Source organism: Citrobacter sp. Cb041, assembly GCF_030336655.1.
GTDB lineage: Bacteria > Pseudomonadota > Gammaproteobacteria > Enterobacterales > Enterobacteriaceae > Citrobacter > Citrobacter braakii.
Map to the genome: position 1 here is coordinate 287,526 of NZ_JAOWDD010000043.1, position 12,822 is coordinate 300,347.

Below are 12,822 nucleotides of genomic sequence, written 5' to 3' on the forward strand. Positions count from 1 at the left end.
CGGCTTTTATGGATAATGTAGTTGTCCACGATTAGCGTGATAGTTTTCGCCCGCCGGGACGTGGCTTTGAGGTGTTTTAGCAGGCTGATGAACAGCGTCGAACTTTTACTGTTTCCACCAACGTAGCTGACTTTGCCTGTTCCACTGTGTAGCGCACCAGCCAGATAGTATTTTTCATTCTGACCGGGCGTTACCACGCGTTTTTGCTGTCCGCGCAGTTGCCAGTCTGCGCCGGTTTTGGGATTAAGGTGGATATCCACTTCATCTTCATAAAATACCGGATGTTCTGCACTGCATTCGTCCAGCGCTTTGTGGATTGCCGTCATCTTTTCATCCTTATGTGGATCACGGATACGCAGCGTTGGGGCGGCCCTTCGCCAGACAAGCCCTGCAGATGGTAGCCAACGACGAACGGTTCCTGCATGTAACTGGCAACCTGCTATCTCATTGATTTTTATTGCCAATAATTCAGTGCTCCAGCGTGAACGTTGATAACCAAAATCACCGGGAGAATGCTTTATCAGTTCACGTAACAGTGTGCAGATATGCTCAAATGGCCAGCGACGGGAACGTCCGGCAGGTAACGATTTCAGGCCTTCAATACCCGACAGCGTAAACCAGTTAATCCAGCGTCCAATGGATAAACGGGCGCAGCAGAGCGTTCAGGCGTCGTTCTGCTCGGGGGATTGGTGCTATGATCGGCATCGCTCAGTCCGGTTAGTGATTTGAGATATTCAGCGATTGATCAGATCGCACAATCCGGACTGAGTTCCCTTTAAGTGATCTACTTTTCGGCGCAGCTATTTAGTCCCACTCTGATTCTTTCATCCAATTAACGGTTTTTTCTTCATCAACATGATATTTTCTATGCTTACATAATCATAAGGAGATGAAGGTATGTGGGATTAAACCAGTGATTTTGGAGGGGCAAAACCTAAAGCCAGGGCCCCGAAAAAGAAAGCATATGTCATGGTACATGCTCTTGGTGCTGATAAGAAACTATGTCTTCTTGTAGGAAGACACGCTGAACATGGGGTTGGTACATTTCCTGGTGGCACTCAGGATTGGGTGAGGGATAAAGGAAGTGATATTGCCACAATAAAAAATGAGTTTTGTGAAGAAACCGGTTTTGATTTAAAAGAATGCCCTGATGAACTCTTTAAACCACGGTCTGAGCCAGAAGATTCAGTGCAAATATACAGTCTCAATGTTTCTTATGAAAAGTTAATGTGTATATGTGTGCAGTTTTCACCTAAAAAGACTTCCCCTCGAGATCCTGGTATGGATTTAATTGCAATAATGGAGATCGGTGTAAGTTTACAAGAGGTTTTCTCTAGTGCGAAGTCGGATTATTTTCATAGAGTTTTAACTACAATACCTGGCATGACATCTGTAGTTTCAAAATACACCGACAAAATACAAGTAGCAGAAGCATGGACGCAGGTTAGATATTCCAAAGTAGCACCTAAATCTGACTGAAGGCTCAATATAAAAAGGTGATGTGAAAATAGCATCACCTCTTGAATTATTAGCCGCATAGATCTTCCAGCATGCGGTTCAGCTTTTCTCGATCATTTTTGCAGGCATTGCTATTCAAGTCGTTCGCTTGCATCGGCTTAATCCTAACTTCAACATCAAAACGAACACAGTTCTGAGCGGTGGCGGAATGGTTGGCACTGGTATACCCGGATGCTACACCGGGGTTGCTGGATTATCCCTTCGTACTGAATACACGATTCTCGGTGGCTTCATGAAGCTGAATTAATTCTGGCAGTGTTTGTTCCTACACTGGGCGTCCAGACCTGCATGATGAGGGTAATCATGCAGATCTGAAGCGCTAAAGCCCTCAACGTTCCAGTGTGAGGGCTTGTTATAGTTAATAGATATACTTCTCAAAAATGCAGGTGCTGATGAAGTTAATGGTGAAACAATCATTGTTGCTGGAGATTACATACCATTTTTGTTGTGGTTATTTATTTAGTGAATAATTTAATAATGAATCATGATAAATGTGAATACGTTGCTTTATAGTGATAATTAATATCACTAAATTTATTTATATGTATGAGGTGTTTATCACATTAAATCAATGATATTAGTTTTGTGCCTCAATTAGCTCAAACGATTACTCCATGTTTTGGTATTGTCGCGTGAATATTATTACCTGGGGTAATAGAAATGAGTGATATTGATTTTGTCGTTTTGTGGGTTGATTCATGCGATCCTACTTGGCAACAAAGTTTTTCAGAATGTAAGCGAAATCATAATCTAGGGGATGGTTCTGCCCACCCAGTGAGATTTAGAGATATGGGGGTCTTTAATTATTGGTTTAGATGTGTAGAAAAGTATGCACCGTGGGTAAGAAAGATTCACCTGGTTACTTGCGGGCAAATTCCATCATGGATAGATACAAAAAACCAAATATTGTATTCCATAAAGATTTTATTCCAGAGGAATATCTGCCAACATTTAACTCCAATGCCATAGAATTAAATATCCATAGAATAAAAGGGTTAAGCAATAAATTTGTTTTGTACAATGATGATACCTTCATTACATCTCCATTAAAAGAAACTTTCTACTTTGAGAATGGCGAACCTAATGATTTTTTGATTATAAAGAAAAGCCTTCCAAAAAATAAAAGTAATATTATAATGGGAACGGCTGACTTTATGAATTTAATTGTTATAAATAGTCACTTTAATAAAAATGATAAAATGAGATGCTCAAAGTGGAAGTACTATAACCTGCAATATGGAAGACGCGTGCTGAAAAATTTTTTGAGTAGAAAAGAAAATGTCTTTGAAGGTTTTTATAGTCGACATCTTCCTCAGCCTTTTTTGAAAAGTACTTTTGAAGAATTGTGGGATCGCGAAAGGTTTTTATTAGAAGAATCTTCAAAAGAAAAATTTAGAGCACCATCATACGTTACACAATATTTGTTTAGATATTGGCAGTTAGCTAAGGGTAGATTTAACCCGACGAAACCAAAGGAAAGAGGTGTTTATTTTAATTTAACATCTGAAAATATAAATGATGCTATAAAAAAATTATCTGATGGTACAGCACAAGTATGTTTTAATGATACGGAAAGGTTAACTGATTTTGACAAAGTAACACATATCTTAAAAAATGCCTTTGATGTAACACTAAGTAGTAAATCAACTTTTGAACTCTAACGGTGCTGAAAAGGATTCGGTGCAGTACCCGTAAAAAAGGTGCTGTGTGGGTACTGCACCAGAAAGGGCGGTAGAGTTTGGTTGGAGGTGGTGTAATTTTGGTTAAGTTTCTTTGATATCAATCACAAAGGTGCTGGTGACAACGTCATTGAAAATGATTATAAGTTATCTATTCGCTACGGAAATAGCGTTTCCAATATGCACTGCTGTGTGATTACGGGGCCTGATGATGTCAGCAGTCCCCGGCTTTTCATTTTCTACTATCCACGGCTATAACTCGGTAGCCTGGAGTCTGCGCAGCACTGAGCGCCAGTTGGCATCTTCAACAACAGAGGCGCTTGTCTTAATATGTCGGGTTTCCCGTTCGAGAACCTTTCTCCCAACTTCCAGTGTCCGCTTGTACTCAGAAGCCATTGAATAGAAACTTGGCGCGTAGTTGGAGTTAAGTGTTCTTAGTGCCGGATAAACCAGTTCGATCTTCTCACGCATGTATTCAGCAACTGACCAGACCCAGCAAAGCGAACACAGCTCTGAGCCGGTGATATTCAGAGTATAGGTTTCTTCGGTTGATAAAGGCTGGTGGTCTTTCTGGCGAAGCTGCTTTTCACACTCGATGAAGTAGCGTCGGATCTGCCGGCCTTTTTCGTTGCGTTCGACCATGGACAGTTCTTTGGCTGTGTCGAGGGTGAGGTGATAATCTTTTCTATTGTGCCCACCTCTACTCTTTGCTTCCCGATTTTGGGAAGCAATCACATAATCCTGATTTTGAACGAAACCATACTCAGCAATACGCTCAGTGCATCCAGGATGCAAATCGTTTTCCAACACAGAGAAATTTGTGAAGATCACGAGCATTACAAAGCTGGGTGGTTTCGTCGGAAATGTTGCCGTTAAAGACAGGAATAAGCTGGGTAGTCATATGATTTCCTTTTAGTTAGGTAATCACCACCGACTGAGGTCAATCATAGGGTGGTGAACTGACGGAGTTGACCTTACCGGCTAAAAGGTACCCGGCGCGCCTAAGCGCCCCCGCCAGCCCACCATAATGCGAAGGTGTGGCTTACAAACGAAAATAAAAAAGACGCAGGAGCGCCATTATCGCCCTTTTAGTAATCCGAGAGGTCAATCCCGACAACCGATTTTGCGGCTGCGTCGAGACTATAGATCCGGATCCTAACAAAGGTCAATAAGTGGAAATCTGTCAGGAGTTATTCCCCCATTATTCCTCAATGCTTCCCCGTCCAAAATTTGGCCATAAAAAAACCAACCGTAAGGGGTTGGTTTTTCTGGGATTTTTGGTCGGCACGAGAGGATTTGAACCTCCGACCCCCGACACCCCATGACGGTGCGCTACCAGGCTGCGCTACGTGCCGACTCTATGGCTGCTAATACTACTGCTTTCCGCTGCGAATGCAAGGGGAAGCATCGCTAAGTGATTTATAATTAATCAGTTAGCAATAAATCGTTTCTCATCCGTCAGAACCTGTAGCAGCAGGCTTAGCTGCGGTTTCTGATCTTTTATTTTTTCGCCGCGTAAATCATAGGTCTGATAATTACCGTTGTTGTTCAGCACCAGCGTCATCTCTGGCGTGGTAACGGCCATCGTGCTGCCGTCGGCGGCGGTAACCCAGTAATGGCGGCGGTTTGCATTGAACAGATCCTGACCCTGCGAGTATTCGTTAGCAGGCGTGCTGACGTGCAGCAGGCGCTGCATGAGCGTTGTCATCAGGTCTGTATGATCGGTCAGGCTATTGATGCGTTGGGCAGGCGTTCCCGGCCAGTGAATAACCAGCGGAACCTGCAGATGACCACGCGACCAGGCAAAATTGTTCTCTTCCTGAGTCAGCGGCACGCCCCGACCTGCGGTAATAATCACCACCGTGTTGTTCAGTTTACCGGAGTCGCGCAGGGCACTAAGAACACGGTTAATATTGGCATCCACATCCTGAGCTGCGCTGGCATAGCGTTTGGCAAAGTTCTTCTGGTTGCTGTTATCAAGGTTCGTCCCGTTAAAGGAGACCCACGAGAACCAGCGGTTATCTTCCTGCGCGTAGCGTCCCAGCCAGTTAATCCACTGGCTTGCGGTTTGTTCGTCAGATTGCGTTTGTACGCTTGGCATGGAGAAGTCTGACAGCAGCGCCTGGCGATACAGCGGGCTGGTAAAGCCATCCGAGGAGAATAGCCCTAACTGGTAACCCTGCTGGTTCAGTGCAGTAATCAGCGCCGCAGGCGTACGGGTCGACAAAATGCCGTCCATGTAGCTTGGCGAGACACCATAGAACAGGCCAAAGATCCCGTTATCCGTGGTGTTGCCTGAGCTCATGTGACGCGTAAACGAGATATTCTGCCCGGCGAATTCAGCCAGCGCAGGCATCTGTTTTTCAAAGCGTGAGTAGTTCAGACCGTCGACGGTAATCAGCAGCACGTTCTGACCGGTGCCCATATCGCGATAGCGCAGTTCGCTAAGCGGGTACTGCACGGAAACCGCTTCCGGATTGCCCTGTTCGATCAGGCGTCGCTGATACTCTTGCGCATCCAGCAGGCCATGTTTTTCCAGGAATTTACGTGCCGTCATCGGGTAGGAGAGCGGCAGATTCGCACGCTGCATGGTAATCGGGCGATAGAAATTGGCATCCGCCCAGATATACACCACGTGCGAGGCGATAAAGGAAACGAAGAAGAATGCTGCTAACGGTTTGGCAAAATGGCGACGACGCGTCAGGCTGCGCAGCTTTTGCCAGCTCCAGGTCGCAAACAGCATTTCAATTAACAGAATAACCGGTACGCTGATAAACATCAGCTGCCAGTCACGCGCCGCTTCATTCTGGTCTGGGTTGATGACCAGTTCCCAGACGATCGGATTGAGATGCAGGTGGAAGCGGGTGAAAACTTCGCTGTCGATTAGCAACAGCGTCATGCCAGCCGTCGCCAGAATAGCTGATAAGAATCGCATCAGCCTCTGGGACATGACGATAAACGTCAGGGGAAACAGGATCAGCAGATAGGTGGCGAACACCAGAAAGCTAAAATGCCCGACAACGCTCAGGTAGGAATAAACACGACCTGCAAGGGTTGTCGGCCAGTCGGCGACAAACAGGTAACGGCTACCGAGCACCATGGCCAACAGAATGTTGAACAAGGCAAACCAGTGCCCCCAGCTAACCATCTGGGAGACTTTCTCACGGTAGCGTTGACGATGAGTTACCATAAACTGTTGTTCGTTTCCCCGGAGCAGGCTCTTAATGCGCTTGGTCGTCGTTTACCGAAGACTGCAATGCGCGGGCAAAAGAGTTGGCAATCGCCTGGCGCTGGGCCGGTGCGATGCTTGTATTGATAAGGTTAGTCACCATATTTCCCAGTACCATCAGGGAAAGGTCGGTCGGCGCCTTATGTTTTTCCAGTACGTTGAGCATCTCATTCAGCAGTTGTTCAACGTGTTCGTCACTATAGCGGGAAATTTGTGGCATAAATCGAAATCAGTCTGTTCATGAAAGGGCAACATATTACCGTACAGACAGTTTTTTTTCTGCTTTTTTATCTTCTATTGCGTCACTGCCCGGCAGGTGGTTGAATACCGCCCGGTCTAAAAGGAGAGTTTATCATGAGTCTGGATATCAACCAGATTGCCCTGCACCAGCTTATCAAACGTGACGAGCAGAACCTTGAGCTGGTCTTGCGCGATTCATTACTGGAACCGACAGCGACCGTTGTCGATATGATGGCTGAGTTGCATCGGGTATACAGCGCCAAGAATAAAGCTTATGGCCTGTTTAGCGCAGAGAGTGAACTGGCGCAAACGCTGCGTTTACAGCGTCAGGGCGAAGAGGATTTTCTGGCCTTTAGTCGTGCAGCGACAGGTCGCTTGCGGGACGAACTGGCGAAATATCCTTTTGCCGATGGCGGCATTGTCCTGTTCTGCCATTACCGCTATCTGGCGGTAGAGTATCTGCTGGTCGCCGTGCTGAACAATTTAAGCAGTATGCGCGTCAATGAAAATCTGGATATCAACCCGACGCACTATCTGGATATCAATCATGCGGATATCGTGGCGCGTATTGATTTAACCGAGTGGGAAACCAACCCGGAGTCCACGCGCTATCTGACGTTCCTGAAAGGGCGGGTAGGGCGCAAAGTCGCCGATTTCTTTATGGACTTCCTGGGTGCCAGCGAGGGGCTTAACGCCAAAGCGCAAAACCGCGGCCTGTTGCAGGCGGTCGATGACTTTACCGCCGAGGCGCAACTCGATAAAGCTGAACGCCAGAACGTGCGTCAGCAGGTGTACAGCTACTGCAACGAGCAACTGCAGGCCGGTGAAGAGATCGAGTTGGAGTCGCTGTCCAAAGAGCTTTCCGGCGTCAGTGAAGTCAGCTTCAGCGAATTTACCGCTGATAAAGGCTACGAACTGGAAGAGAGCTTCCCGGCAGATCGCAGCACGCTGCGCCAGTTAACCAAATTTGCCGGAAGCGGCGGCGGGTTAACCATCAACTTCGACGCCATGTTACTGGGTGAGCGTATTTTCTGGGATCCAGCCACAGATACTTTGACCATCAAAGGTACGCCGCCGAACCTGCGCGATCAGCTACAGCGTCGTACCTCGGGCGGGAAATAAAGCCGTTTGCCGGATGGGGGCGTTAACGCCTTATCCGGCCTGCGTGATTCATCTTTACCGCCAACAAAATCCCATAAAAAAACCCCGCCGAGGCGGGGTTTTCTTCAACTTGTAAGCGATTACGCGCGAACGAAGTCGATGTGTGCCAGCTTCGGCTTGAACGGGTGACGCTGTACTGCCTGAGCTTTAACTTTCACTTCTTTACCGTCAACAACGATGGTCAGAACTTCGCTGTAGAATTCAGCTTTAGCTTGCATGTTCATAACTGCATCGTGATCCAGTTCGATAGCAACCGGGGCTTCTGCGCCACCATAGATGATTGCCGGGAACTTGTTAGCGGCACGCAGGCGGCGGCTCGCACCCTTACCCTGCTCTTTACGTACTTCAGCGTTGATAGTAAACATTTAAATCTCTCTTTAATAATTCCTGCTACAGGCGACCCAGCAACAGGTAAGTGATCTGCTTTGCGTATGCAAAAGCGGGCGAGATTCTATACTTAAACGGCTGGTACATCAATCAAAAGTACGATTAACCGCGTAATTCATGTGCCCGACGATAGCGTCCTTCATAATCGAAGACCTTTTCACGGACCTGCCAGTACTGACCTTTCATGCGCGCCACCACGAAATCAGGATGACGTAACAGCGCCTGCTGGGCGAGGATATCGGCGGCGGTTATCCAGCGTAAGGGAATGCCGGGCGTTCGGGTGTGCGGGCGAATAAACAGTTGCTCGAAAGCCGTACGTTGCGCGGGAGTATGCAGGCGAAAGCGTTCGCTAACGTCGGCACCATCTTCATCGTAATAGGTGATTTTTAGCCATTCGCCTTTTTCATCCTGGCCGTTTTGTAACACCATGCCGCTACAGCGCAGGACCAGCGCATCTTTGAGCCTGAGCGCGGCTTTCAGCATGTCATCCGGGTCAACCAGCACCGTGTCGCACTCCCGACAGCGGCGGGTGGCGATATCATTTTCCGCGTTGCATTGTGGGCAGTTTTTAAAACGAAAACGAAAATCGCACTGTTCGCGATGGCCGTCATCATCTTCAAACCACCCCTGACAGCGGCGGCCAAAGTGTTCAATCAGCGTGCCGTCTGCCGTTGTTTTGCCCCAGAAGGTGTTTGCAAACCCGCAGGCGGGACAGAACACCTGCACCGGAACGTTATCGCTTTTCCCTTTCGGCGCACCCACTTCCGGCGCGTAAAGATCGTGCGGGTTACCGGCATAATCGAGGATCAGACAGTCGGTTTTACCCGGCGCCAGGCGCAGGCCGCGACCGACAATTTGTTGGTAAAGGCTAACTGACTCCGTCGGGCGCAGAATGGCGATAAGGTCGACGTGCGGGGCATCGAAGCCAGTGGTCAGGACCGACACATTCACCAGATAGCGAAAGCGCTGGGCTTTGAACTCTTCAATCAGCACATCACGCTCAGCGCCAGGCGTGTCTCCGGTGATTAGCGCGGCATCGTCAGCAGGCAGCAGGCCCAGAATTTCTTTGGCGTGCTCCACTGTGGCGGCGAAAATCATCACCCCTTTGCGCGTCTGGGCAAACTCGACAATCTGGCTGATGATATGCGGCGTTATTCGCTGCTGCTTTTTCAGTTCCTGATTCAGATCCGTTTCGCTAAACAGGCCGTTACTCTGCGCCTGCAGGCGGCTGAAGTCATACTGCACTACCGGCATGTCGAGGCGTTCTGGCGGCGTCAGGTAGCCGTGTTTAATCATGTAACGCAACGGTAATTCATAAATGCAGTCACGAAACAGCGCTTTTTCATCGCCGCGCACCATACCGTGATAATGAAAGTGATAAATCCAGCCTTTGCCCAAACGAAAAGGAGTGGCAGTAAGCCCGAGCAGGCGTAAGTGGGGATTTACTTTGGTCAGGTGAGTGAGGATTTGCTGATATTGACTCTCGTCATCATCACCAATACGGTGACATTCATCGACGATAAGCAGCGAGAACTCTCCCTGAAAGGCGTCAAGATTACGCGCCACCGACTGTACGCTGCCAAATACCACTTTCCCGTGGCTCTCTTTACGCTTCAGTCCTGCGGCAAAAATATCGGCTTCCAGCCCCAACGCGCGATATTTGGCATGGTTTTGCGCGACCAGTTCTTTAACGTGCGCCAGTATCAGCACGCGACCACGCGCCACGCGGGCCAGTTCAGCAATCACCAGGCTTTTTCCCGCACCGGTTGGCAGGACGATAACCGCTGGCGTGCGATGGTGGCGGAAATGGTTGAGCGTGGCATCCACGGCTTCTTTTTGGTACGGGCGAAGAGTAAAAATCATGGGCTCATTAAGGTAAGCAGCAACAATGTATAGTATGCCATGAATCATTTCCCTTGAGGGATGGTGTAACGCCGCTATACTGGGCGGATAATCGTCCCACTTTTCGGGCGCAATCCCGCTTCTTGTTTTTTACAGGCAAAAATCACACTCATGCGACTTGATAAATTTATCGCTCAGCAACTCGGCGTCAGCCGCGCTATTGCCGGGCGTGAGATCCGTGCTAACCGCGTTACCGTCGACGGTGAAATCGTCAAAAACAGTGCCTTTAAGCTGCTGCCAGAACACGACGTAGAATATGACGGCAATTCCCTGATTCAACAAAATGGCCCGCGCTATTTTATGCTGAATAAACCTCAGGGCTATGTTTGCTCAACGGATGACCCGGATCACCCGACAGTGCTCTATTTCCTTGATGAGCCGGTTGCCTACAAACTGCATGCGGCAGGGCGTCTGGATATCGACACCACCGGACTGGTGCTGATGACCGATGACGGACAGTGGTCGCATCGCATCACTTCGCCACGTCACCATTGTGAGAAAACCTATCTGGTGACGCTGGAGTCGCCGGTGGCAGATGATACCGCTGAACAGTTTGCCCATGGCGTACAACTGCATAATGAGAAAGACCTGACCAAACCGGCCGTGCTGGAGGTTATTACGCCAACTCAGGTGCGATTGACCATCAGCGAAGGGCGCTATCATCAGGTTAAACGTATGTTTGCCGCCGTAGGTAACCACGTTGTGGAACTGCACCGTGAACGGATTGGTGACATCAAGCTTGATGAGGATCTGGAGCCGGGTGAATACCGTCCATTGACCGAAGAAGAAATCGCCAGCGTTAACTTAACCCCGCGTTAATTTCAGGAGCTAAATGTGACCACCCGGCAGAACTCGTCAATTGCCATTGTCTTTATCCTTGGCTTGTTAGCCATGCTGATGCCGTTGTCGATTGATATGTATCTTCCGGCACTACCTGTTATCTCTGAACAGTTTGGTGTGCCTGCAGGTAGCGCGCAGATGACCCTCAGTACCTATATTCTTGGGTTCGCGGTGGGGCAGTTACTCTATGGTCCAATGGCTGACAGCATTGGGCGCAAGCCGGTGATTCTGGGCGGGACGCTGGTGTTTGCGGCGGCGGCAGTTGCCTGTGCGCTGGCACAAACTATCGATCAACTGATCGTGATGCGTTTCTTCCATGGTCTGGCTGCGGCAGCGGCGAGCGTGGTTATCAACGCCCTGATGCGCGATATCTATCCGAAGGAAGAGTTTTCGCGCATGATGTCATTTGTCATGCTGGTCACGACAATTGCACCCTTACTGGCACCCATCGTGGGCGGCTGGGTATTGGTATGGCTGAGCTGGCACTACATCTTTTGGATCCTCGCCGTGGCGGCTATTCTGGCGTCGGTGATGATCTTTACGCTGATCAAAGAGACCTTGCCGGTTGAGCGCCGCCAGCCGTTTCGCTTGCGTACTACTCTCGGCAACTTTGCCTCGCTGTTTCGCCACAAGCGTGTACTGAGCTATATGCTGGCTAGTGGGTTTAGTTTTGCCGGGATGTTCTCGTTCCTGAGCGCCGGACCTTTTGTTTACATTGAGATCAACCACGTTTCACCGCAGCATTTCGGCTATTACTTCGCGCTGAACATTGTTTTCCTGTTCGTGATGACCATCATCAACAGCCGCTTTGTTCGTCGGGTTGGGGCGTTGAATATGTTCCGTACTGGCCTGTGGATCCAGTTCGTGATGGCGGGCTGGATGGTCTTTAGCGCGCTGTTCGGGGTTGGTTTCTGGGCGCTGGTGGTGGGCGTTGCGGCGTTTGTTGGCTGCGTGTCGATGGTGTCATCCAACGCCATGGCGGTCATTCTGGATGAATTTCCGCATATGGCGGGAACGGCGTCATCGCTGGCAGGGACGTTCCGTTTTGGCATTGGCGCCATCGTTGGGGCGCTGCTGTCACTGGCGACTTTTAACTCGGCCTGGCCGATGATCTGGTCGATAGCATTTTGCGCTACCTGCTCAATTCTCTTCTATCTCTACGCCAGCCGCGCCAAAAAACGGTGATCTATTACACAACCTGGGGGCGATAGGGCCTCCAGAGTTGATGTACATCAACCGAAAATCTATCAATTTCCCCGCTTATGTTTATTTTATGTAAAATCAATTTATGTAAAAAGTCACATCATTGTAGTTAAAAAGGTTGAGTTAGATCGCAGAAACGAGTACATATAGCGCGGAAATATGCCAGAACCGTTGAATAAATTTAAATATTTGGTTCGGAAAGTGGCATAAAGTCAGGGTGTAAACGTTTACGAACTGTTTAAAGACGTATTGTCAATGATGTGTTAATATTGATGTAAAATAATTGTGAAGTGATTGTACTTCCAGGGAAAGAAAGTGATGACATTACAACTCTCAATCGTTCATCGTCTGCCACAGTGCTATCGTTGGTCGGTGGGTTTCGCAGGTTCAAAGGTTGAACCGATTCCGCAAAACGGTCAGAGCAATGAGAACAGCCTGGTGGCGCTCAAATTGCTTAGCCCTGATGGCGACAGTGCGTGGTCAGTCATGCATAAACTCAGCCAGGCCCTCAGCGACATTGAGGTACCTTGTTCCGTGTTGGAATGCGAAGGAGAGCCGTGCCTGTTTGTGAATCGCCAGGATGAATTTGCCGCGACCTGCAGACTGAAAAATTTCGGCGTGGCCATCGCAGAGCCGTTTTCAAATAACAATCCGTTTTGAGCG

At 48.7% G+C, this 12,822-nt stretch carries 11 protein-coding genes, 1 tRNA gene and 3 pseudogenes; 7 read left to right on the plus strand and 8 right to left on the minus strand.

The features are described from left to right. Positions 1-662 (minus strand): annotated as a pseudogene (locus tag OGV52_RS22195) (IS630 family transposase); the annotation flags it as partial. 307 nt (positions 663-969) lie between these two features. Between OGV52_RS22195 and OGV52_RS22200 the strand changes: the two are divergent. Then, positions 970-1,479 (plus strand): hypothetical protein, encoded by a 510-nt coding sequence (locus OGV52_RS22200; protein WP_287109161.1) that lies wholly within the window; start codon positions 970-972, stop codon positions 1,477-1,479. 49 nt (positions 1,480-1,528) lie between these two features. Here the strand turns inward: OGV52_RS22200 and OGV52_RS22205 are convergent. Continuing rightward, positions 1,529-1,636: pseudogene (locus OGV52_RS22205) on the minus strand (DinI-like family protein); the annotation flags it as partial. Positions 1,637-2,178: 542 nt separating this feature from the next. Here OGV52_RS22205 and OGV52_RS23605 point away from each other — a divergent pair. Then, the gene (locus OGV52_RS23605; protein ID WP_448839127.1) at positions 2,179-2,487 is read left to right on the plus strand and encodes a stealth family protein; all 309 of its coding nucleotides are present in this window, start codon (positions 2,179-2,181) and stop codon (positions 2,485-2,487) included. After that, positions 2,400-3,179 (plus strand): stealth family protein, encoded by a 780-nt coding sequence (locus OGV52_RS22210; RefSeq protein ID WP_448839126.1) that lies wholly within the window; start codon positions 2,400-2,402, stop codon positions 3,177-3,179. Before OGV52_RS23605 ends, OGV52_RS22210 begins: the two co-directional genes overlap by 88 nt. A gap of 270 nt (positions 3,180-3,449) precedes the next feature. Here the strand turns inward: OGV52_RS22210 and OGV52_RS22215 are convergent. From OGV52_RS22215 to OGV52_RS22230, 4 genes and pseudogenes are all read right to left on the minus strand, one after another. After that, positions 3,450-4,098, minus strand: a pseudogene (locus OGV52_RS22215) (P22AR C-terminal domain-containing protein). Positions 4,099-4,475: 377 nt separating this feature from the next. Then, a tRNA-Pro gene (locus OGV52_RS22220) sits at positions 4,476-4,552 on the minus strand. A 74-nt stretch (positions 4,553-4,626) separates the two neighbouring features. Continuing rightward, a complete protein-coding gene (gene yejM, locus OGV52_RS22225; RefSeq protein ID WP_065554077.1) occupies positions 4,627-6,387 on the minus strand; it encodes an LPS biosynthesis-modulating metalloenzyme YejM in 1,761 nt (586 codons plus the stop codon). A 31-nt stretch (positions 6,388-6,418) separates the two neighbouring features. After that, positions 6,419-6,646 (minus strand): YejL family protein, encoded by a 228-nt coding sequence (locus tag OGV52_RS22230; protein ID WP_003027506.1) that lies wholly within the window; start codon positions 6,644-6,646, stop codon positions 6,419-6,421. 134 nt (positions 6,647-6,780) lie between these two features. On the opposite strand from OGV52_RS22230, the gene yejK reads away from it, so the two are divergent. Further along, positions 6,781-7,788 (plus strand): nucleoid-associated protein YejK, encoded by a 1,008-nt coding sequence (gene yejK, locus OGV52_RS22235; protein WP_016157002.1) that lies wholly within the window; start codon positions 6,781-6,783, stop codon positions 7,786-7,788. Positions 7,789-7,907: 119 nt separating this feature from the next. On the opposite strand, the gene rplY is transcribed toward yejK, so the two are convergent. Further along, on the minus strand, positions 7,908-8,192 hold the full coding sequence (gene rplY, locus OGV52_RS22240; protein ID WP_016153758.1) for a 50S ribosomal protein L25: 285 nt from the start codon (positions 8,190-8,192) through the stop codon (positions 7,908-7,910). Positions 8,193-8,316: 124 nt separating this feature from the next. Continuing rightward, on the minus strand, positions 8,317-10,077 hold the full coding sequence (gene radD, locus OGV52_RS22245) for a DNA repair helicase RadD (protein WP_287109163.1): 1,761 nt from the start codon (positions 10,075-10,077) through the stop codon (positions 8,317-8,319). A gap of 150 nt (positions 10,078-10,227) precedes the next feature. On the opposite strand from radD, the gene rsuA reads away from it, so the two are divergent. The 3 genes from rsuA to OGV52_RS22260 all read left to right on the plus strand — a co-directional run bounded on the left by rsuA (position 10,228) and on the right by OGV52_RS22260 (position 12,819). Then, entirely contained in the window at positions 10,228-10,935 is a 708-nt protein-coding gene (gene rsuA / locus OGV52_RS22250) for a 16S rRNA pseudouridine(516) synthase RsuA (protein ID WP_016153756.1), read from the plus strand. Positions 10,936-10,950: 15 nt separating this feature from the next. Further along, complete coding sequence (locus OGV52_RS22255; RefSeq protein WP_016153755.1) at positions 10,951-12,141, plus strand: Bcr/CflA family multidrug efflux MFS transporter; 1,191 nt, start codon at positions 10,951-10,953, stop codon at positions 12,139-12,141. 333 nt (positions 12,142-12,474) lie between these two features. After that, positions 12,475-12,819, plus strand: a complete 345-nt coding sequence (locus tag OGV52_RS22260) for a YejG family protein (protein WP_029139605.1) — start codon at positions 12,475-12,477, stop codon at positions 12,817-12,819. Positions 12,820-12,822 lie beyond the last annotated feature (3 nt).

What these genes read in the sequence shown, in the direction of transcription:
- radD (WP_287109163.1), bottom strand. Translation starts at nt 10,077, where the DNA reads ATGATTTTTACTCTTCGCCCGTACCAAAAAGAAGCCGTGGATGCCACG.
- OGV52_RS22200 (WP_287109161.1), top strand. Translation starts at nt 970, where the DNA reads ATGGTACATGCTCTTGGTGCTGATAAGAAACTATGTCTTCTTGTAGGA.
- rsuA (WP_016153756.1), top strand. Translation starts at nt 10,228, where the DNA reads ATGCGACTTGATAAATTTATCGCTCAGCAACTCGGCGTCAGCCGCGCT.
- OGV52_RS23605 (WP_448839127.1), top strand. Translation starts at nt 2,179, where the DNA reads ATGAGTGATATTGATTTTGTCGTTTTGTGGGTTGATTCATGCGATCCT.
- rplY (WP_016153758.1), bottom strand. Translation starts at nt 8,192, where the DNA reads ATGTTTACTATCAACGCTGAAGTACGTAAAGAGCAGGGTAAGGGTGCG.
- OGV52_RS22210 (WP_448839126.1), top strand. Translation starts at nt 2,400, where the DNA reads ATGGATAGATACAAAAAACCAAATATTGTATTCCATAAAGATTTTATT.
- yejM (WP_065554077.1), bottom strand. Translation starts at nt 6,387, where the DNA reads ATGGTAACTCATCGTCAACGCTACCGTGAGAAAGTCTCCCAGATGGTT.
- OGV52_RS22230 (WP_003027506.1), bottom strand. Translation starts at nt 6,646, where the DNA reads ATGCCACAAATTTCCCGCTATAGTGACGAACACGTTGAACAACTGCTG.
- yejK (WP_016157002.1), top strand. Translation starts at nt 6,781, where the DNA reads ATGAGTCTGGATATCAACCAGATTGCCCTGCACCAGCTTATCAAACGT.